The following is a 16857-nucleotide window of genomic DNA, read 5'->3' as shown; positions in this document are numbered from 1 at the left end:
AGTCGCTATTTTTTCATAAGGGGACGAACTATGCTCACTTGTGTTACGCATTCACCGGAAGAGACGGCACATTTAGCGGGGACAATCGGCAAAATCATCCGTGAGGGAACGGTCATCTGCCTCGATGGAGAACTCGGCGTAGGCAAGACCCTCTTTGTGCGTGCCCTCGCCCGTACCCTCGGCGTGGAGAGCGATGTGACCAGCCCGACCTTCAACCTCATGAACATCTATGAGGCAGCGTGCCCGATCGTGCACTTCGATCTCTATCGGATCACGTCGGAGGAGGAGCTGGAGGATATTGGCTTCTATGAGTACGCAGAGGCGACGGAGGGAATTGTGCTGATCGAGTGGGCGGAGAAGTTCCCCGATGCCATGCCCGCAGATCATCTCTCCGTGCGCATTGAAGCGCTGAACGATGAGGAGCGGCAGTTTACCTTCGTCGCCAAGGGAAAAAAGAGCAGGGCGCTCTTGGAGGAGTTGAAACGCATTGTTGATCGTGAGCCTTGATACGTCCTCGCAGGTATCGAGCGTAGCGGTGCTCTCTGAGGAGCGTGTCGCCGCTGAGGTGAGTATGCAGGGCGCATTGACGCACTCCGAGACACTCATGCCGCATATCGAGCTGGCTCTGCAGATGGCACGTGCCAAGAAAACGGAACTCGATGGAATTGTCGTCAGTATCGGGCCGGGGTCCTTCACGGGGCTGCGCATTGGTCTTGCGGCGGCAAAGATGATGGCGTACGCCCTGAACATCCCCATGATCTGCGTGCCGACACTGGAGGCACTTGCCTGTCACTATGCGGGGTCTGTAGGGCTGCGCATCCTCCCGATGATGGATGCGCAGAAAGGCAACGTCTACGTGCAGGAATTCAGGTGGCGTCCCGAGGGGGAGGGCGTGCGCCTTTCTGAGGAGCATCCACTCTCCATCCTGCCGCTGACCGAGGTACTCGACGCACTCGCGGGAACGGAGCTGCCCGCCGTTCTGCTTGGCGATGCCACGCGGCGGAACGATTTCCCTGCGCTTCCTGCCAATGTCGGGATTGCTCCCCTGCATCTGCGCATGCCGCGTGCGGCGTGTGTGGGGCTGGCAGGACTTGCCAGGCTGCAGCGGGGGGAGACGGACGACCCCGTGACAGCGGTACCGCTCTATCTGCGCCGCAGTGAGGCAGAGGTGCTGTGGGAGCAGCGGCATGGCGGAGCGGCGGCATCATGATCTCCTTTCGTCCGCTTGCTCCGGAGGATGCGGACGCCGTGGCGTGCATTGAGCGAGAGAGCTTTCCGACACCGTGGTCACGCGAGGATTTTTGGCGCGAGGCGTCGAATGACTTTGCCTGCTATATCGTTGCGCTTGAGGGCACGGCAGTGATCGGCTTTGCCGGCTGCTGGATCTCCTTTGAGGAAGCACAGGTCACGAATATCGCGCTGACAGCGATGCAGCGAGGCAGGGGCTATGGGCGTCTGCTCATGTGCGCGTTGATGCGCGCGGCAGCGGAGCGCGGCGTCGAGCGTATGACCCTCGAAGTGCGCCCGTCGAATCTGCCCGCCCGCCGTCTTTATGAGCGGCTGGGATTTGTGGAGATCGGTATCCGCAAGGGCTACTATCAGGACAACAACGAAGATGCCATTCTCATGTGGAATACGAAATTAAGGGATACACTGTCTGATGAAAGATGTGCAAGAGAGACTGACGCTCGGGATTGAGACAAGCTGCGATGAGACATCGGCAGCCGTACTTCGTGGGACACGTGAACTCCTGTCCTGCGTAATTTCAACGCAGATACCGATTCATCAGAAATACGGCGGCGTTGTTCCTGAGATTGCTTCGCGCAACCATATCCTGAGCATTCTGCCCGTCGTCCAGCAGGCACTCGACGAGGCGAAAGCGGAGCTTGCGGCGATGGATCAGATCGCTGTCACGTATGGCCCTGGACTCGTGGGGGCGCTGCTTGTTGGTGTGTCGGCGGCAAAGGCGTTGGCGTTTTCGCTCGACGTGCCGCTCATCGGTGTGAATCATCTTGAGGGGCATATCTTTGCGAATTTCATCGAGACCCCCGATCTCACGCCGCCCTTTATCGCGCTTGTCGTCTCGGGCGGGCATACGGCACTCGTCGATGTGGCGAACTATGAGACGTTCCGTCTGATGGGCAGTACGCGTGATGATGCGGCAGGCGAGGCGTTTGATAAGGTCGCGCGCGTGCTCGGCCTTCCCTATCCGGGCGGCCCTGAGATCGATCGACTCGCACGTGCGGGGGATCCGCAGGCGATTGACTTTCCGCGCGCGCTCGCGCAGGAGGGAAACTATGAGTTCAGCTTCAGCGGTCTGAAATCCGCCGTGTTGAACTACATCAACGGTCAGCGCATGAAGGGACGGGAACTCCGCGCGGCAGATATTGCGGCATCGTTTCAGGCCGCCGTCACTGAGGTGCTCGTTCACAAGGCATTCGAGGCGATTCATGCGGCGGGGCGGGATACCCTCGTCCTTGCCGGCGGCGTTGCGGCAAATGCCGCCCTCGAGCAGCAGCTCCGTATGAGGGCAGAGCAGGAGGGCATCCGCTATCTCTATCCTTCGCTGCGCCTCTGCACGGATAACGCCGCCATGATTGCCTGCCGCGGTGCCTATCAGGCGGCGGCAGGCAAGTACAGCGATCTCTATCTGAATGCTGTGCCGGGACTGGATTTTACTTGAATTTGTGAGAGCTGATGTGCCATGGTGCATCGGCTCTTTTTATTTGTCCATAGCCCTTCATGACAAAGGGCAAGGTCTTTTCATTGCAATGATGAATCCCATTCGTTATAATGAGGCCTGTCAGGGGGCGAGAGGGGGCGGTCACATGGAACTGACGGCACGTATGCGGACGATACTGTCTCTGCTTCTTGCCGCATACGGCTATGTGACTGCCGAACATATCGCCGCAGAGCTCGGTGTCAGCGCGCGCACTGTGACGCGCGAGATGCACGGGATCGAGACGGCACTGAAGTCCTATGGCGTGATGCTCCTTCGGCGCACGGGGGCGGGATTCATGCTCTGTGGGGATGCCGCAGCGCTTGGACATCTGCGCACGGAGCTCTCTTTGGCGGATGTGCACAGCACACTGACGCCCGATCAGCGGCGTTCCATCCTGATCGCGCGTCTCCTCATGGCGGACGAGCCGCTCAAGCTCTTTACTCTAGCGCATCTTCTGCACGTGACCGACAGTACCGTCAGTCACGATCTCGATCGCCTGCAGCCGTGGCTCGCCGCACAGCAGATCACACTCGTGCGCCGTCCCGGACTCGGCGTCTACGTCGAAGGGGCGGAACGGGATATCCGCCGTGCACTGGTTCGCATCATCCACGACGATGTGGATGAAAAGGAACTCCTTGCCCTCATCGGAGACGATGCGGCTGATGAGGGGACGGCGTATGCGGCGGATCGAGCTCTGCTCGGTCTCGTTGATCCCGCACAGATCCGCCGCATTGATGACGCTGTTGCGGCGGAGACGCAGAATCGGCACATCCCAGACAGTGCACGCGTCGGACTTGTTGTCCACCTCGCGCTCGCCGTGCGGCGGCTGCAGCAGGGCGATACGATTGCGATGGATGCGGGGACGCTGGAGGAGCTGCAGGATACCGAAGAATTTTCTGTGGCAGAGACGATTGCGGTGCGGATGGGGGAGGTATTCTCCATTTCCATCCCCGCAGCGGAGATCGGCTATATCACCATGCATCTGCTCGGTGCGCGCGGCATGACCCTCCCCTCGGGGGGCGGGCGCGTGGATAATTTCCGGCTGGTGCAGATCGCGCAGTCGATCATGCGGCGCGCCTCTGAAAAGAGCGGTGCGCCGCTCATGCGCAGCCGTACGCTGCTCACGGGGCTCGTGAATCACCTTGCTCCGGCACTGCATCGTCTGAAACTCCACATGGATATCCGCAATCCGCTGCTCGCGCAGATGGAGGAAGAACATCCGGAGCTCATGGAGATCGCACGGCATGCGATTCCCATGATGGAGGAGGAGGCAGGGATGCCGGTACCCAATGATGAGGTTGCCTATATTGCAATTCACATCGGTGCGGCACTGACGGAGGCGGGCGGGGATCACCCCGCCGCGCGTGTTCTGGTCGCCTGTCCGACAGGGCTTGGGACGAGCCGCCTGCTTGCAAGCCGGCTGCGCCGATCCTACGAGCGGGTTCGTGTGGTCGGTGTCGTCTCCTCGCTTGCCCTTACTGCGCAGGAGATCCTGCGGCGCTCAGCGGACTTCGTGGTCTCCACGGTGCCGCTTCCGACGCTTCCTGTTCCGGTCGTTGTTGTCAGTGTGTTTTTGACGGCAGCGGATCGGGCACAGATCGATGCCGTTCTTGCCGGCTGCAGCGTGCATCATGCGGAGGAGCCGGCGGATCCCGCGTCACTGCCGTTCCCTGCAGTGATGGCAGAGATTCATCGCCGCAGCGGATTGATCTGCGATCTGCTCACGGACTTTCAACTGCAGGAAAATGTATCGGCGGCGTCCATTGAACAGCTTGCCAATGCGGCGGCGCATCTTCTCCTCGCAGAGGATGCGGCGGCGAAAGATTTTGCCGACGAACTCCTGCGGCGGGAGAACATCGCTCCGACGTGGGCTGCGCCGCAGATGATTCTTCTCCACGGGTGTTTTGCGCGGCAGGAGAGAGCGCGCTTCGGCGTTATGCATCTTGCGCATCCGCTCCCTTACGGAGGGGGTGCCGTACAGACCACATTGGTCATGCTCGTGCCGGCGGGAGAGGCGGAGATGGAACGGCAGATACTCGGGCATGTTGCAGCACAGATTGCAGACCGCCCGACGTTTTCCGACATCCTCGCGCGCGGGGATGCGGCGGGGATACGCCGCGAGCTCGAATACGTTTTGGAAGAGCATTTTCGGGAACATCTCGAACAACTCTTGTAAAGAATCACTGATAAATTCAGTGATTCAACAAATAACGGGGCTGAAATGCTCCATATCGTTCTGCTTTTACAAAGGGGGATTTTTATGAGTCAGCAAGGCGGAGGGGCACAGGAGGCCATGCAGAAGTTTGGCCGCTTCCTGTCCGGCATGGTGATGCCGAACATTGGCGCATTTATCGCATGGGGCTTTCTAACGGCACTCTTTATTCCGACGGGCTGGATGCCGAATGAGTATCTGGCACAGGTCGGCGCACCGATGAGCAAGTGGCTCATCCCGCTGCTGATCGGCTACAGCGGCGGTGCAGCAGTCTACGGACACCGCGGCGGCGTCATGGCAGCGATTGCCACATCGGGCATCATCGCGGGCTCGGAGATTCCGATGTTCCTCGGCGCCATGATTATGGGACCTCTGGGTGGCTATCTGATCAAGAAGTTTGACAATGCCGTGCGTGACAGCATCCCAGGCGGATTCGAGATGCTCGTCAACAACTTCTCGCTCGGCATCTTCGGCGGTATCCTCGCAATGATCGCCTTTGCTGTGGTCGGCCCAGTGGTCAGCGGCGCAAACAACATCCTGCGCAGCGGCGTGGAGGCGATTGTCGCGGCAGGACTTCTGCCGCTGGCATCCATTATCATTGAGCCCGCAAAGGTGCTCTTCCTCAACAATGCACTGAATCATGGCGTGCTTAGCCCGCTCGGCATTCAGCAGGCACAGGAATACGGCAAGTCCATGTTCTTCCTGCTCGAGGCGAACCCCGGGCCCGGCTTTGGTATTCTGCTTGCCTACTGGATGTTCGGCAAGGGCATGGCTAAGTCGTCCTCGCCGGGAGCCATGATTATCCACGTACTCGGCGGTATTCACGAGATCTACTTCCCGTACATCCTCATGAAGCCGATCCTCATCATCGCCGCGATCGCAGGTGGTATGTCCGGCGTCTTTACGCTTGGCCTCCTCGGCGGCGGTCTGATTGCTCCGTCCTCTCCGGGCTCGATCTTCGCGATTATCGCGATGACCCCGAACACCTCGGCACTTGTTGCAAATCTTTCGGCATTTGCCGTAGCGACGGCGGTATCCTGCGCGGTTGCTTCTGTCTTTATCAAGATGTCGAAGGACGTCGAAGATGAATCGCTGGAGTCGGCGCGTGAGGACATGGCAGAGCGCAAGAATCGCGGCAAGGAGCTGCCCGCAGAGAAGAAGGTTGCGGGCAAGGATCTGAAGGTCATCGTCTACGCCTGCGATGCGGGCATGGGCTCCTCAGCACTCGGTGCGGCAGCACTGCGCAAGAAACTCAAGAAGGACGGCTATAAGGATATCTCTGTGACGAACTGCGCCATCGGTGCAATCCCGCAGGAAGCACAGCTGGTCATCTCGCATGAAAAACTCGCAGAGCGTGCCCTTGCGGATTCGCCGCAGGCAGAGCATATCTGGGTGCGCGACTTTACGCAGAACAACGTCTATGAGATCGTTACGGCTCGCCTGAAAGAGGCGGCAGTGGAGACCTCTGCATCGGACGCAGGCGCACAGGAAGAGGCAGCAGAGACGGTGAGCGCAGATGTTCTGCGTCAGGAAAACGTGAGGATCGGACTCCCGTCGGTCAGCCGTGAGGAAGCGATTACGGCGGCTGGCAAAATGCTCGCCGCGAGCGGCTATGTTGATGGGGGCTACGTACAGGGCATGCTCAACCGCGAGCATGATCTTTCCACCTACATCGGCAAGGGAATTGCCATTCCGCACGGAGAAAACGCAGTCAAGGATACGATCAAGAAGACGGGCATCGTCGTCTGTCAGTATCCCGACGGTGTGAAGTTCGGCGATGAGACGGCATATCTCGTGATCGGCATCGCGGGCGTCGGCAACGATCATCTTGCGATCCTTGCCAATATCGCAACGATGGTCGGCGACTACACGGACGAGCAGCTCGAGCAGCTCTTCAAGACGAAGAGTGCCGATGAACTCTATCACGTCTTTACGAAAGCGGATTGAAAGGACATGACCATGAAACAGGCAATCCATTTCGGCGGCGGCAACATTGGCCGCGGCTTTATCGGGGAACTGCTCGTGCGCTCGGGCTATGAGGTCACCTTCGTCGATGTGTCGGATGCACTGGTGGATGAGATCAATGCGCGCCGCTCTTACGACATCGAGGTGGTCGGCGATACGCCGAAAAAAATCCATGTCGAGCACGTCAAGGCGATCAACAGCAACAAAGATCTTGAGGCACTGCTCGACGCGCTCGTTACGGCGGACATTGTCACCACGGCGATCGGGCCGAATATCCTGAAATTCATTGCACCGAACATTGCCAAGGGGATTGTGCGGCGACTTGAAAAGACGGATGCACCGCTGAACATTATCGCGTGTGAGAATATGGTCGGCGGCTCGACGGTGCTGAAGAATTTTGTCTATGAGCATCTCGCTGACGATATCAAGGAGAAAGCTGCGCGCTGCATCGGATTCCCTGACGCGGCGGTTGACCGCATCGTGCCGATTCAGCACAACGAGGACCCGCTGCTCGTGAAGGTTGAGCCGTTCTGTGAATGGGACGTCGACCGCACGGGTGTCGTCGGTGCAGAGCCGCAGATCGAGGGGCTGACGTGGGTCGATAACCTCGAAGCCTACATCGAGCGCAAGTTGTTCTCCGTCAATACGGGACACGCCTCCATTGCCTACATGGCGTATTTGAAGGGCATCGAGGACATCGCCTTGGCGATGCAGGACGAGGAGATCGTCGCGTTTGTCCGCTGCGTCTGGGCGGAGACGAGTGAACTGCTCATCGAGAAATACGGCTTTGACCGTGAAGCGCATGCAGAATACATCCGTACGGCAGAGTCGCGGTTCAAGAATCCGCATCTCTCCGATGCTGTGACGCGCGTTGCACGCGGGCCGAAGCGTAAGCTCGGCGCGAAGGATCGTCTCGTCTCGCCCGCCAATCAGCTCGTCGCACGCGGGAAAAAACCAGAGGCACTCGCGACGGTCATCGCCGCCGCCCTCCATTTCGACTACGCGGAGGATCCTGAGGCAGTCGAGGTGCAGACGTATCTCAAGGAGCACGGCTTCGAGAAAGCACTCACGTACTTCACGGAGATTCCGGCGGGCTCAGAGCTGTTCAAGCTCGTCGCAGAGAAGAATGCAGCACTGAAAAAGTAAAGGAATCGCTGATAAAATGAGGTCTGCCAGATTGGCGTAGATTTTTTGTCCGATTGAGGCAGCAAACCGGACGCATAGCGAGGGCTATGTGGAGGATTTGCTAACGAAAAGCGGGCGAAAAAGATGCGTCAAGATGGTTGTGCCGAATTTATCAGTGCTTCCTAAATGCCAAGGAATCGCTGATCCAATGAGGGATCAGCGCTTCTCTCATCGGATGACGGTACAATCGAGGTATCGTCATCCTTTTTTATCTGCAGATTCCTATGGTATAATGGAGGAAGAATGCTTCTTCGGCATCTATATAGGGAGGATTTACATTGAACTATCGTAAACTGGGAAATCTCACGGTCTCATCCGTTGGACTTGGCTGCATGGGGATGAGTCAGAGCTATGGTACGCCTGCCGACAAGAAGGAGATGCGCGAGCTGATCGCCGCTGCTGTAGATATGGGCATCACGCTCTTTGACACGGCGGAGGTATACGGTACGCCCGATGATCCGCATGACAACGAGCGGTTGGTCGGCGCAGCCCTTGCGCCGTATCGGGATAAGGTCGTCCTCGCGACGAAGTTCGGGATCCATTTCGATATGAGCCTGCTGAAAGAGGGCAAAAGCCCCATCGTCCCCGACGCACGCCCTGCGGTGATCCGCGCATCGGTGGATGCTTCTCTGCAGCGGCTTGGGACAGATCACATCGATCTCTTCTATCAGCACCGCGTCGATCCAAAGATTCCTGCTGAGGAGGTCGCGGGTGTGATGGCAGAGCTGATAAAGGAAGGGAAAATTCTCCACTGGGGGATCTCGGAGGCCTCGGAGGAGGATATTCGCCGTGCGCACGCCGTTTGTCCGCTGACTGCCGTGCAGAATCGTTACTCCATGATGGCGCGCGCGCATGAGCGGATTTTCCCCGTTCTCGAGGAACTGGGAATCGGCTTTGTCGCGTTTTCGCCCTTTGCCAACGGCGTGCTGACCGGTGCGTATGACAGGACGTCGGCCTTTGCAGAGGGGGATATGCGTGCGCGTATGCCCCAGTTCAGCGCAGCGGCGATGGCGGAGAATGCAGAGCTTCTCGCTCTCCTGCGTACGCTCGCGGAGGAAAAGGGAGCGACGAGCGGACAGATTGCGCTCGCGTGGATGCTCTGCAAAAAGCCATACATTGTGCCGATCCCAGGAACGCGCAAGCGTGCGCGGCTGACGGAGAATGCAGGAGCCGCCGCTATCCTGCTTTCGGCAGGAGAGGTCGCCGCCATTGATGCGGAGCTTGACGGGATGCCAATGTCTGCCGTCTTTGGAGAAGTGCGTATGAAAAAGTAATGAAGCATAAAGAAGATCACACATGTGTGATAAATATTATATATCGTTGAAAATGAGAAGAAGTATTCGGAACGTGACGAGAAGCGTTCGGATACTTCTTTTTCTTCAATAATCACGCGATATGAACTGAATTCATTTTTGAAATAGTCTACACACATAAAAATATTTTATACAAAAAAAGTATTTCATATTCTATTCAGATACGTGTTACAATAAATCAAAGTTATGGAAGGAATGAATATGGTTGAAATCTCCTTTAATCAAGTCAGTCACAGCTTCGGATCCCATGAAATCCTGCGGCAGCTGACATGTTCCTTTCATGGCGGCGTCATTACCTCCGTTGCGGGGGGGAACGGGAGCGGCAAATCGACGCTGCTCCGTCTCGCAGGCCGTCTGATCCTTCCGACGAAAGGGAAGATTGAGACGGCGCTGGACGGCAAGTCGATCTGCGGAGCGGACTATCGCCGCATTCTCGCGATGGCGACACCCGAGATGGAGCTGTATACCCGCCTTTCCGTTTGTGAGAATCTGACCTTCTTTCTCTCCGCACGCGGGATCTGCCCAGCGGATGGATTGCTGGGGGAACTCTTGGAGCGTGTGGGACTGCCGTCCGAGGTGCTGCCGCGCATGGCGGGGGAACTCTCGACGGGCATGCGTCAGCGTGTACGTCTTGCCGTTCTCCTCGGAGCAGACGCCCCCGTCTGGCTCCTCGATGAGCCGGGGCTTGCCCTCGACGTGCACGGACGGGAGCTGCTCACCGCGGAGGCGCGGCGTGCGGCAGAGCGTGGGCGGCTCATTCTGTGGGCGACAAACGAACCGGAGGAAAGGAAGGCGGCAGATGCGTGCATCGATCTTACCGATAGTTCTGCACGTTGCTGCTAAAGAACTGCGTGACGGCGTACGCCACCGTGCGGGTTATGTCACGATGGGGATGTTCGCACTCACGGTTATTGCGTTCATGAGTATGTCGCTCGCGTGGGGGACGATGGATGTCCGCCTTGCTGCAGCGCTGTTCTGGATTGTCCTGTTCTTTGCAGCGACGCTGCAGGGAGAACGGCTTTTTGCCGAGGAGGAGGCCGCGGGAACACTGCTTTTTCTTCGGATCTACGTTCCGGCACAGGCCGTGCTCTTCGGCAAGATGGCAGCACATCTCGTCACACTCATCGTGCTCGCTGTCATTACATTGCCCCTTGTGATCATTTTGATGGATGCACCGCTCGTCCTCAATGCCGTTTTTCTCGGGACACTGCTTCTGGGACTTTGGGGCATGGCAGCGGCCGATACGCTCCTCGCGGCGGTCGCCGCAGGGGCAAGCGTACGCGGCGGGCTCGTTCCCGTGCTCCTGCTTCCGTCGATGCTGCCGATTCTCCTGCCTGCGATCTCTCTCTCGGCGGGTGGAGGAGAGCCGGCGCTCCTTGGCGGTATGGCCCTCTACGATATGATGCTCACAGTGGGGGCATCGATACTGTTTGATTCTCTCTGGATCGAGAGTTAGATAGGAGTCTTAATGCTTGTCGGAGTGATTGCCGTGCTGACACTCGCATCGCTCGGTGCCGTGTTCTTCATCGTTCCGCCCGCGGAAGGGCTGGGGGACTATGTGCGCATCGCATTCTTTCACATTCCAACGGCATGGGTCGCCGTCGTCGCATTCTTCGGTGCTGCCTACTGGGGCGCACGTTATCTGAAGACGAGGGAGCTGCACTATGACGCAAAGAGCGCCCGCTCTGCCATCCTCGGTCTGATCTTCACCCTCATGGCGACGGTGAGCGGGGCTGTCTTCTCCAAGCTGACATGGGGCGCCTACTGGAACTGGGATCCCCGGCAGACGACGATCTTCGTCCTCCTGCTGATCTATGCCGCATACGTGACACTGCGCATGACGATGCGGGACGAACGCGCCCGTGCCTCCTCCTCTGCCGTGTATGCGCTCTTCTCCTTTATCGCTGTTCCTTTTCTGGTCTTTATCCTGCCGCGGATGTTCTTCTCTCTCCATCCATCCCCCGTCCTCAATGAGACAGGACGCATCGATATGGATGCAGTGATGCTCGGGACACTCGTGCTTGCATTGATTGATATGACACTGATCTACATTTGGCTGATGAAACGGGGGGAACCCAATGCGTAAATATTTTTTCCTCATTCTGATTCTGGGATTTATCGGCTATGCCGGCTACTTCTTTACCGACTCGGTCACACCGTACGTCAGTGTAGCAGACGCGCGCGCCGCACAGCGAAATGTGCAGGTCAAGGGCGTCCCCGACGGCACGGTTGCCCCGCACATGGAAGATGGACATTTTGTCTTTTCCATCGCCGATGAGGATACAGGAGAGACGATGCTCGTACGGTACAAGGGAGCAAAGCCGGATACGTTCGACGACGCATATCACGTTGTCGCCATTGGGAAATATACGGGCGATGCCTTTGCAGCGGATAAGCTGCTCATCAAATGCCCGTCCAAATATGAGGAAGAAAAAGGAAAGGCTCGCGCATGATCGGTACGGTACTCTTAGGTTTTGTTCTTCTCTTTGCACTCAGTGCAGTGTTCTTTGATGCCAAGGACAGTGATCGCGGCAGCCGCATCTCTGCCATCCTCGCAGGGCTTGCTGCCGTTGGTGCATCCGCCGTTCTCTTCGCCATCATCCTGTCCAATGATTTCAGCTACTCGTATGTGGCGAGCTACTCCTCCATCGATCTGCCGCTGGTCTACAAGATCTCGGCATTCTGGGCAGGGCAGCAGGGCTCGTTCCTCCTCTGGCTCCTCATTCACACACTTGTTGGTACGTATATGGTCTGCACCAACCGTCTGACGGCGACGGGGCGGATCATCTATCATCTCCTGACGGCGATGCTCGTCATTCTCGTATTCATCAAGAGTCCCTTTGCTCCCGCCGAGCATATTATGCCCGACGGGTACGGGATGAACCCGCTGCTGCAGGATCCGTGGATGGCCGTGCATCCGCCGATCATCTTCATCGGCTATGCACTCCTCGCTGTTCCCTTTGTTTACTCGCTTGAGAGCATGATGCGCAGCCCTGCCGACGGGGGCTTTCTCGCACCGATGCGCCGCTGGACGCTCATCGCGTGGTCGTTTCTCGGCGCAGGCATCTTTATCGGCGGCTACTGGGCATACAAGGTGCTCGGCTGGGGCGGCTACTGGGGCTGGGATCCCGTGGAGAACTCCTCGCTCGTACCGTGGCTGCTCTCCTGTATCCTGCTCCATCTGATTGCCGTCGCACGTACGCGGCGCGGCGCGTTCTATCTCGTCCATCTCGCTGCGGTATTCTCCTACGCGTTCGTCCTCTATGGGACGTTCCTGACCCGCAGCGGTATTCTCGGAGACTTCTCCGTACACTCCTTTGCAGGGTCGGACATCGGCTTTTACATCGCCCTTGCGAATGGCATCATCCTGCTCTTTGGACTCATCGTCCTTGTGCGTCAGATGGATCGTCTTCCGCAGGGAGCAATCTACAGCGAACATCGCAGCCGCAGCTTCCTCATCCTGCTCGGCATGCTGCTCCTCGTATTCATCACGGTTCTCGTGTTCTTCGGTATGTCGATGCCGCTGATCTCGGGGCTCATGGGCGAGAGTGCGGCGGTGGATACGAGCTACTACGTGAGGACGACCCTGCCGATTGCCATTGTGCTTGCCCTATTGATGGGGCTCGGCACACTCATGTCGTGGAGCGGAAAGATGGGGAAGCGTCCCTACTGGATCTTCGCACTCACCGTGCTCGGCGGTGTCGCAGCGGGGGCAGTCGGCGTCACGGACATCCCCTCCGTCCTTCTCGCATCCTTTGCGCTCTTTGCTGCAGCTGCGGCTGCTGAGACCTATCGTCGGCATCAGATCGGTGTCGGGGGACTGCTTGCTCACGTTGGTACAGGCATGGCACTTCTCGCCTTTATCCTCTCGGGCAGCGGCAGTCAGACGACCTCCGTCGATCTGACGCCGGATGTTCCGCAGGAGGTCTATGGACACACAGTGGTCTATCGCGGACAGAACTTTGCCGACAGCGGCAAGGAAAAGTCCTATCGCTACGAGGTGGACGGAACGCCCACCGAAGCAGTCACGAAACTGCGCGGGAGCGGTGAGGATGCGGCACGTGAGCCTGCGATTGCCAGAAGTCTTGCGGGGGATCTCTACATCGCTCCAACGCCGACAACGGCAGAGCACGATGAGATGATCCTGCGGCGCGGCAGGACGGTTATGGGCATCAACGACTATGCCTACCGCTATGAGGGCGTATCCTTTGAACCGCAGGGCGGCGGAAAGACTCTCGTCACAGCGCAGATCGAGCTGACGGACGGAGAGGCAGTGGATACGGCCGAACCAACGATACTTGCCACCGATACGGGAGGGACATCCCGCCCGGTCGATGTGATGAATGGCAAATTCCGCATACGCCTTACGGGTGTATCTGCGGATGAGCGTGATATACGGTTGGAGATTCTGCCCTCCTTGGCGGAGGAGATGGCGATGCCGGTGACGGCTTCCATCAGTACGAAGCCTGGTATATCGCTCCTGTGGCTCGCCTGTGTGCTCGTGACAATCGGCGGTCTCGTCGCGGCACGGCAGACGGTAAGTCCTGCCAAAGGGGGTGACGCGGAAGATCCGCTCGGTAAGAAATCATAGAAGGGAGGAAGGACACATGAATTTGAAGGAGTTCGTGCAGCAGAACACACTCCGCTGCGTCATCGGCGCATTTGTTCTGGGCATCATCGTCGTTGCGGGCGGTATGGTCATGGACAAGGCGTCGGCATCACCGAAATTCTGCGGAACCTGTCACGCCATGAAGCACGAAGCGGCGACACATGCCATGTCGACCCATGCGGACGTTGCCTGTGTGGAGTGCCATCTGCCGCACGAGAATGTTGCCATTTACTATATGGAAAAAGGGCAGACCGGTATGCACGATACGCTGCATCAGGTGCTGAACGACTACCCCGTGCACATCAAGATCTCGGATCATGGGCGGGATATCGTCAACAGCAACTGCCTGCGCTGTCACAGCTCGACAATGGGCAATGTATGCGTGGATAAGGGCAAGGACGGAAGTGCGACCTGCACGAAGTGTCACAGCCGGATTCCACATGGTTCCAATCCTTTAGAAGGGGGGATAAGAGTTGAGTAACAGAAAGAAAATCATTGCGGGTGTTGCCGGCGTCTGTGCCCTGTTCTTTGGATTCGTTGCCGTTCGTATCGGTGCGCAGCCGAATGACGACAGCGTAAAGCTGGTCGCCATCCAAGGCGGAACGGAAGCCAAGATCGGCAAAGAGGCGTATAAGGATGCCTATCCGCTCCAGTACAATTCCTTCATGAAAAACAATGAGGAAACCCCGTCGCCCACGGGCTACGGCGGCAGCATGGAGGGCAACAGTCATCTGGAGCACCAGCCCGAGATGCTCGAGAACTTCAAGGGCTACAAATTTGCCCTTCAGTATGACGATGACCGCGGGCATACGTATGCGGGCTACGATCTCCTGCATACGAAGAGGCTTCCGGGACAGAAGGGGAGTTGTCTACAGTGCAAGGGTTCGTATGTTTATGATGTGTACTTCAAAGAAGGTGGATGGGCGTATGCATCGAAGCCGTTTGATGAAGTTGCGGCTCCCATCACCGACGATGAGTGGTTTGGCTGCTCCACCTGCCACGATCCCGATACGATGCAGCTGCGCGTCTATCAGCAGGGCTTCGTCGAGGCAATGGCACGCCGTGGTGTTGACGTCAATGCCGCATCACATAATGATATGCGCGCCTATGTCTGTGCGCAGTGCCATACGGAGTACTACTTCACCGCTGAGGACGGACGTGTGAACCACCCGTACGACAACGGCCTTGATGCCGAGTCCGAGTACAAGTTCTATCAGACCGGACAGGCAGGCGGATTCAAGGGTGACTGGATGCATCCCGACTCCAAGACGATGATGCTCAAGGCGCAGCATCCGGAATTCGAGACGTGGGCGACGAGCGTTCATGCCGACGCCGGTGTTACCTGCGTGGACTGCCACATGCCCTATATGCGTGACGGAGGCAAGAAGTACACATCGCACTGGATGTCGAGTCCGCTGAAGTACACGAAGGAAGCATGTCTGAAGTGTCATGATGAGAGCGAGGAGACCCTCGTCGCCCGCGTCAAGACCATCCATGACAATACCTTTAAGGTTCAGCGCATCGCGGGACAGTCGGTCGCAAAGGCACATCTTACGATCAAGGCTGCGATGGATGCGGGCGTGCCCGACGCATCGCTCGAAGATGCCCGTGCGAAGCTCCGCGAAGCACAGTGGTATTGGGATTGGGTCGCTGCCGAGAACGGCATGGGCTTCCACAACCCCGACAAGATCATGCGCACCCTCGGGCTCTCGATTGACCTAGCACATCAGGCAGTCGAGTCCGCACAGGCTGCACAGTATGGGATCAAGCCGATCTGATCGAAATAGACAGAGCGGAAAAAAAGAATCGCCTCATGCCGAGGCGATTCTTTTTTGATGGACAGATCAGAGCATACCGCTCATCCAGATCAGACGGAGTCCGAGCCCGAACATGGCGAGAGCAAGCAGAACGAGGATGACCTTGGATTTTGTCTTTTTCGAGAGGGCGGCTCCGATCTGTGCGCCGATGGCGGCACCGATGGAGATGCAGATGGCGGGCGTCCAGATGACATGACCGAGCCAGACATGGCTGATGACGCCGAAGGTCGCGGAGCAGGCGAGGACGAAATGCGAGGTCGCCGTTGCGACGTGGACGGGGAAGCCGAGCAGGTAGACCATGAGGGGGACGTGAATCACGCCGCCGCCGATACCGAAGATGCTCGAGATAAAGCCGACACCTGCACTTGCCCCAACGCCGAGGGAACGGTTGAAGGTGAAGTCTGCAGGCAGGGTGTGCACATCCGCGTGCTTCTTATTCATGGCATTCCAGTACATCATAAGAGCCATGAGCAGGAGGAACGAACCATAGGAGATGTAGAGCATCGGCCCCGTGAAGTCATCGACGATGTATGAGCCGAGGAACGCGCCGGGCAGTGTCGCAAGAGCAAAGGGGACTGCTGCGGCGAAGTAGACGCGTTTTTGACGGATGTAGGCAAATGTCCCCGAGAGCGCATTGGCGCAGACGATGACGAGCGATGTGCCCGTGATCTGAGCCGCCGTGTGAAAGTATGGATAGATTCCACCGTCCGACAGAAAGAAGATGAAGATCGGCACGCAGATCAGTCCGCCGCCGATGCCGACCAGCGTGCCGAACGTGCCCACGAAGAGCCCCAGCAGAAGGAATAGAAGAATATCAAGTCCCATAGAAACCCCTCCCCTATAAGTAGAAACACATACACAGTGTATTCTTGATTATAGCACATCGAAAGGATTAGACAAGAGAAGAGAGTTATGATATGATAATTGCCAAGAAGCCGATAATTCTTTGGGACTGATTTTAAGGGGCTTCTTTATCATTGTACGGAAGGAGGGCAGACATGGGGGGGGGGGGCCGGTGCACACCGGCATATCAT

16 protein-coding genes are annotated in these 16857 nt (G+C 57.8%); 15 read left to right on the top strand and 1 reads right to left on the bottom strand.

The features are described 5' to 3' along the window. Window positions 1-30: 30 nt before the first annotated feature. From tsaE to AXE86_RS01130, 15 genes are all read left to right on the top strand, one after another. Window positions 31-507 carry a tRNA (adenosine(37)-N6)-threonylcarbamoyltransferase complex ATPase subunit type 1 TsaE gene (gene tsaE, locus AXE86_RS01200; protein ID WP_061943799.1) on the top strand — a complete coding sequence of 159 codons (477 nt, stop codon included), beginning with the start codon at window positions 31-33 and terminating at the stop codon, window positions 505-507. Then, complete coding sequence (tsaB, locus tag AXE86_RS01195; protein ID WP_061943796.1) at window positions 488-1210, top strand: tRNA (adenosine(37)-N6)-threonylcarbamoyltransferase complex dimerization subunit type 1 TsaB; 723 nt, start codon at window positions 488-490, stop codon at window positions 1208-1210. Before tsaE ends, tsaB begins: the two co-directional genes overlap by 20 nt. Next, window positions 1207-1698 carry a ribosomal protein S18-alanine N-acetyltransferase gene (rimI, locus tag AXE86_RS01190; RefSeq protein WP_039981577.1) on the top strand — a complete coding sequence of 164 codons (492 nt, stop codon included), beginning with the start codon at window positions 1207-1209 and terminating at the stop codon, window positions 1696-1698. Before tsaB ends, rimI begins: the two co-directional genes overlap by 4 nt. Further along, complete coding sequence (gene tsaD / locus AXE86_RS01185; RefSeq protein WP_039980942.1) at window positions 1661-2683, top strand: tRNA (adenosine(37)-N6)-threonylcarbamoyltransferase complex transferase subunit TsaD; 1023 nt, start codon at window positions 1661-1663, stop codon at window positions 2681-2683. The genes rimI and tsaD overlap by 38 nt, the downstream gene beginning before the upstream one ends. Before the next feature lie 145 nt (window positions 2684-2828). Then, on the top strand, window positions 2829-4898 hold the full coding sequence (locus AXE86_RS01180; RefSeq protein WP_061943793.1) for a BglG family transcription antiterminator: 2070 nt from the start codon (window positions 2829-2831) through the stop codon (window positions 4896-4898). Between the two features lie 84 nt (window positions 4899-4982). Next, a complete protein-coding gene (locus AXE86_RS01175) occupies window positions 4983-6881 on the top strand; it encodes a PTS mannitol transporter subunit IICBA (protein ID WP_061943790.1) in 1899 nt (632 codons plus the stop codon). Window positions 6882-6893: 12 nt separating this feature from the next. Beyond that, window positions 6894-8045: a mannitol-1-phosphate 5-dehydrogenase gene (locus AXE86_RS01170; RefSeq protein ID WP_061943786.1), complete on the top strand. Its 1152-nt coding sequence runs from the start codon at window positions 6894-6896 to the stop codon at window positions 8043-8045. A 317-nt stretch (window positions 8046-8362) separates the two neighbouring features. Then, complete coding sequence (locus AXE86_RS01165; protein ID WP_061943784.1) at window positions 8363-9358, top strand: aldo/keto reductase; 996 nt, start codon at window positions 8363-8365, stop codon at window positions 9356-9358. 240 nt (window positions 9359-9598) lie between these two features. Continuing rightward, complete coding sequence (locus AXE86_RS01160; RefSeq protein ID WP_198145298.1) at window positions 9599-10240, top strand: ABC transporter ATP-binding protein; 642 nt, start codon at window positions 9599-9601, stop codon at window positions 10238-10240. Continuing rightward, entirely contained in the window at window positions 10197-10853 is a 657-nt protein-coding gene (locus AXE86_RS01155; protein ID WP_061943782.1) for a heme exporter protein CcmB, read from the top strand. The genes AXE86_RS01160 and AXE86_RS01155 overlap by 44 nt, the downstream gene beginning before the upstream one ends. Before the next feature lie 12 nt (window positions 10854-10865). After that, entirely contained in the window at window positions 10866-11483 is a 618-nt protein-coding gene (gene ccsA / locus AXE86_RS01150; RefSeq protein ID WP_061943780.1) for a cytochrome c biogenesis protein CcsA, read from the top strand. Further along, a complete protein-coding gene (locus AXE86_RS01145; protein ID WP_061943777.1) occupies window positions 11476-11850 on the top strand; it encodes a cytochrome c maturation protein CcmE domain-containing protein in 375 nt (124 codons plus the stop codon). The genes ccsA (AXE86_RS01150) and AXE86_RS01145 overlap by 8 nt, the downstream gene beginning before the upstream one ends. Next, entirely contained in the window at window positions 11847-13988 is a 2142-nt protein-coding gene (ccsA, locus tag AXE86_RS01140) for a cytochrome c biogenesis protein CcsA (RefSeq protein ID WP_061943774.1), read from the top strand. The genes AXE86_RS01145 and ccsA (AXE86_RS01140) overlap by 4 nt, the downstream gene beginning before the upstream one ends. A gap of 16 nt (window positions 13989-14004) precedes the next feature. Further along, window positions 14005-14487, top strand: coding sequence for a cytochrome c3 family protein (locus AXE86_RS01135; protein ID WP_009442660.1), 483 nt, complete (start codon window positions 14005-14007; stop codon window positions 14485-14487). Continuing rightward, entirely contained in the window at window positions 14480-15784 is a 1305-nt protein-coding gene (locus tag AXE86_RS01130; RefSeq protein WP_061943771.1) for an ammonia-forming cytochrome c nitrite reductase subunit c552, read from the top strand. The genes AXE86_RS01135 and AXE86_RS01130 overlap by 8 nt, the downstream gene beginning before the upstream one ends. Window positions 15785-15850: 66 nt before the next feature. Here the strand turns inward: AXE86_RS01130 and AXE86_RS01125 are convergent, their stop codons facing one another. After that, on the bottom strand, window positions 15851-16648 hold the full coding sequence (locus tag AXE86_RS01125) for a sulfite exporter TauE/SafE family protein (RefSeq protein WP_009442659.1): 798 nt from the start codon (window positions 16646-16648) through the stop codon (window positions 15851-15853). Between the last annotated feature and the right edge of the window lie 209 nt (window positions 16649-16857).

Origin of the sequence: Selenomonas sp. oral taxon 136, assembly GCF_001554015.1 — a bacterium.
In the GTDB taxonomy this organism is placed as follows: domain Bacteria; phylum Bacillota; class Negativicutes; order Selenomonadales; family Selenomonadaceae; genus Centipeda; species Centipeda felix.
Note: the sequence above shows the minus strand (reverse complement) of the source record. Positions and strands in the feature narration are given on the sequence as shown.

Coding starts and splice junctions, on each gene's coding strand:
- AXE86_RS01135 (WP_009442660.1), top strand. CDS start 14,005: ATGAATTTGAAGGAGTTCGTGCAGCAGAACACACTCCGCTGCGTCATC.
- tsaD (WP_039980942.1), top strand. CDS start 1,661: ATGAAAGATGTGCAAGAGAGACTGACGCTCGGGATTGAGACAAGCTGC.
- AXE86_RS01125 (WP_009442659.1), bottom strand. CDS start 16,648: ATGGGACTTGATATTCTTCTATTCCTTCTGCTGGGGCTCTTCGTGGGC.
- AXE86_RS01155 (WP_061943782.1), top strand. CDS start 10,197: ATGCGTGCATCGATCTTACCGATAGTTCTGCACGTTGCTGCTAAAGAA.
- AXE86_RS01160 (WP_198145298.1), top strand. CDS start 9,599: ATGGTTGAAATCTCCTTTAATCAAGTCAGTCACAGCTTCGGATCCCAT.
- tsaE (WP_061943799.1), top strand. CDS start 31: ATGCTCACTTGTGTTACGCATTCACCGGAAGAGACGGCACATTTAGCG.
- AXE86_RS01170 (WP_061943786.1), top strand. CDS start 6,894: ATGAAACAGGCAATCCATTTCGGCGGCGGCAACATTGGCCGCGGCTTT.
- ccsA (WP_061943774.1), top strand. CDS start 11,847: ATGATCGGTACGGTACTCTTAGGTTTTGTTCTTCTCTTTGCACTCAGT.
- AXE86_RS01145 (WP_061943777.1), top strand. CDS start 11,476: ATGCGTAAATATTTTTTCCTCATTCTGATTCTGGGATTTATCGGCTAT.
- rimI (WP_039981577.1), top strand. CDS start 1,207: ATGATCTCCTTTCGTCCGCTTGCTCCGGAGGATGCGGACGCCGTGGCG.
- AXE86_RS01175 (WP_061943790.1), top strand. CDS start 4,983: ATGAGTCAGCAAGGCGGAGGGGCACAGGAGGCCATGCAGAAGTTTGGC.
- ccsA (WP_061943780.1), top strand. CDS start 10,866: ATGCTTGTCGGAGTGATTGCCGTGCTGACACTCGCATCGCTCGGTGCC.
- AXE86_RS01180 (WP_061943793.1), top strand. CDS start 2,829: ATGGAACTGACGGCACGTATGCGGACGATACTGTCTCTGCTTCTTGCC.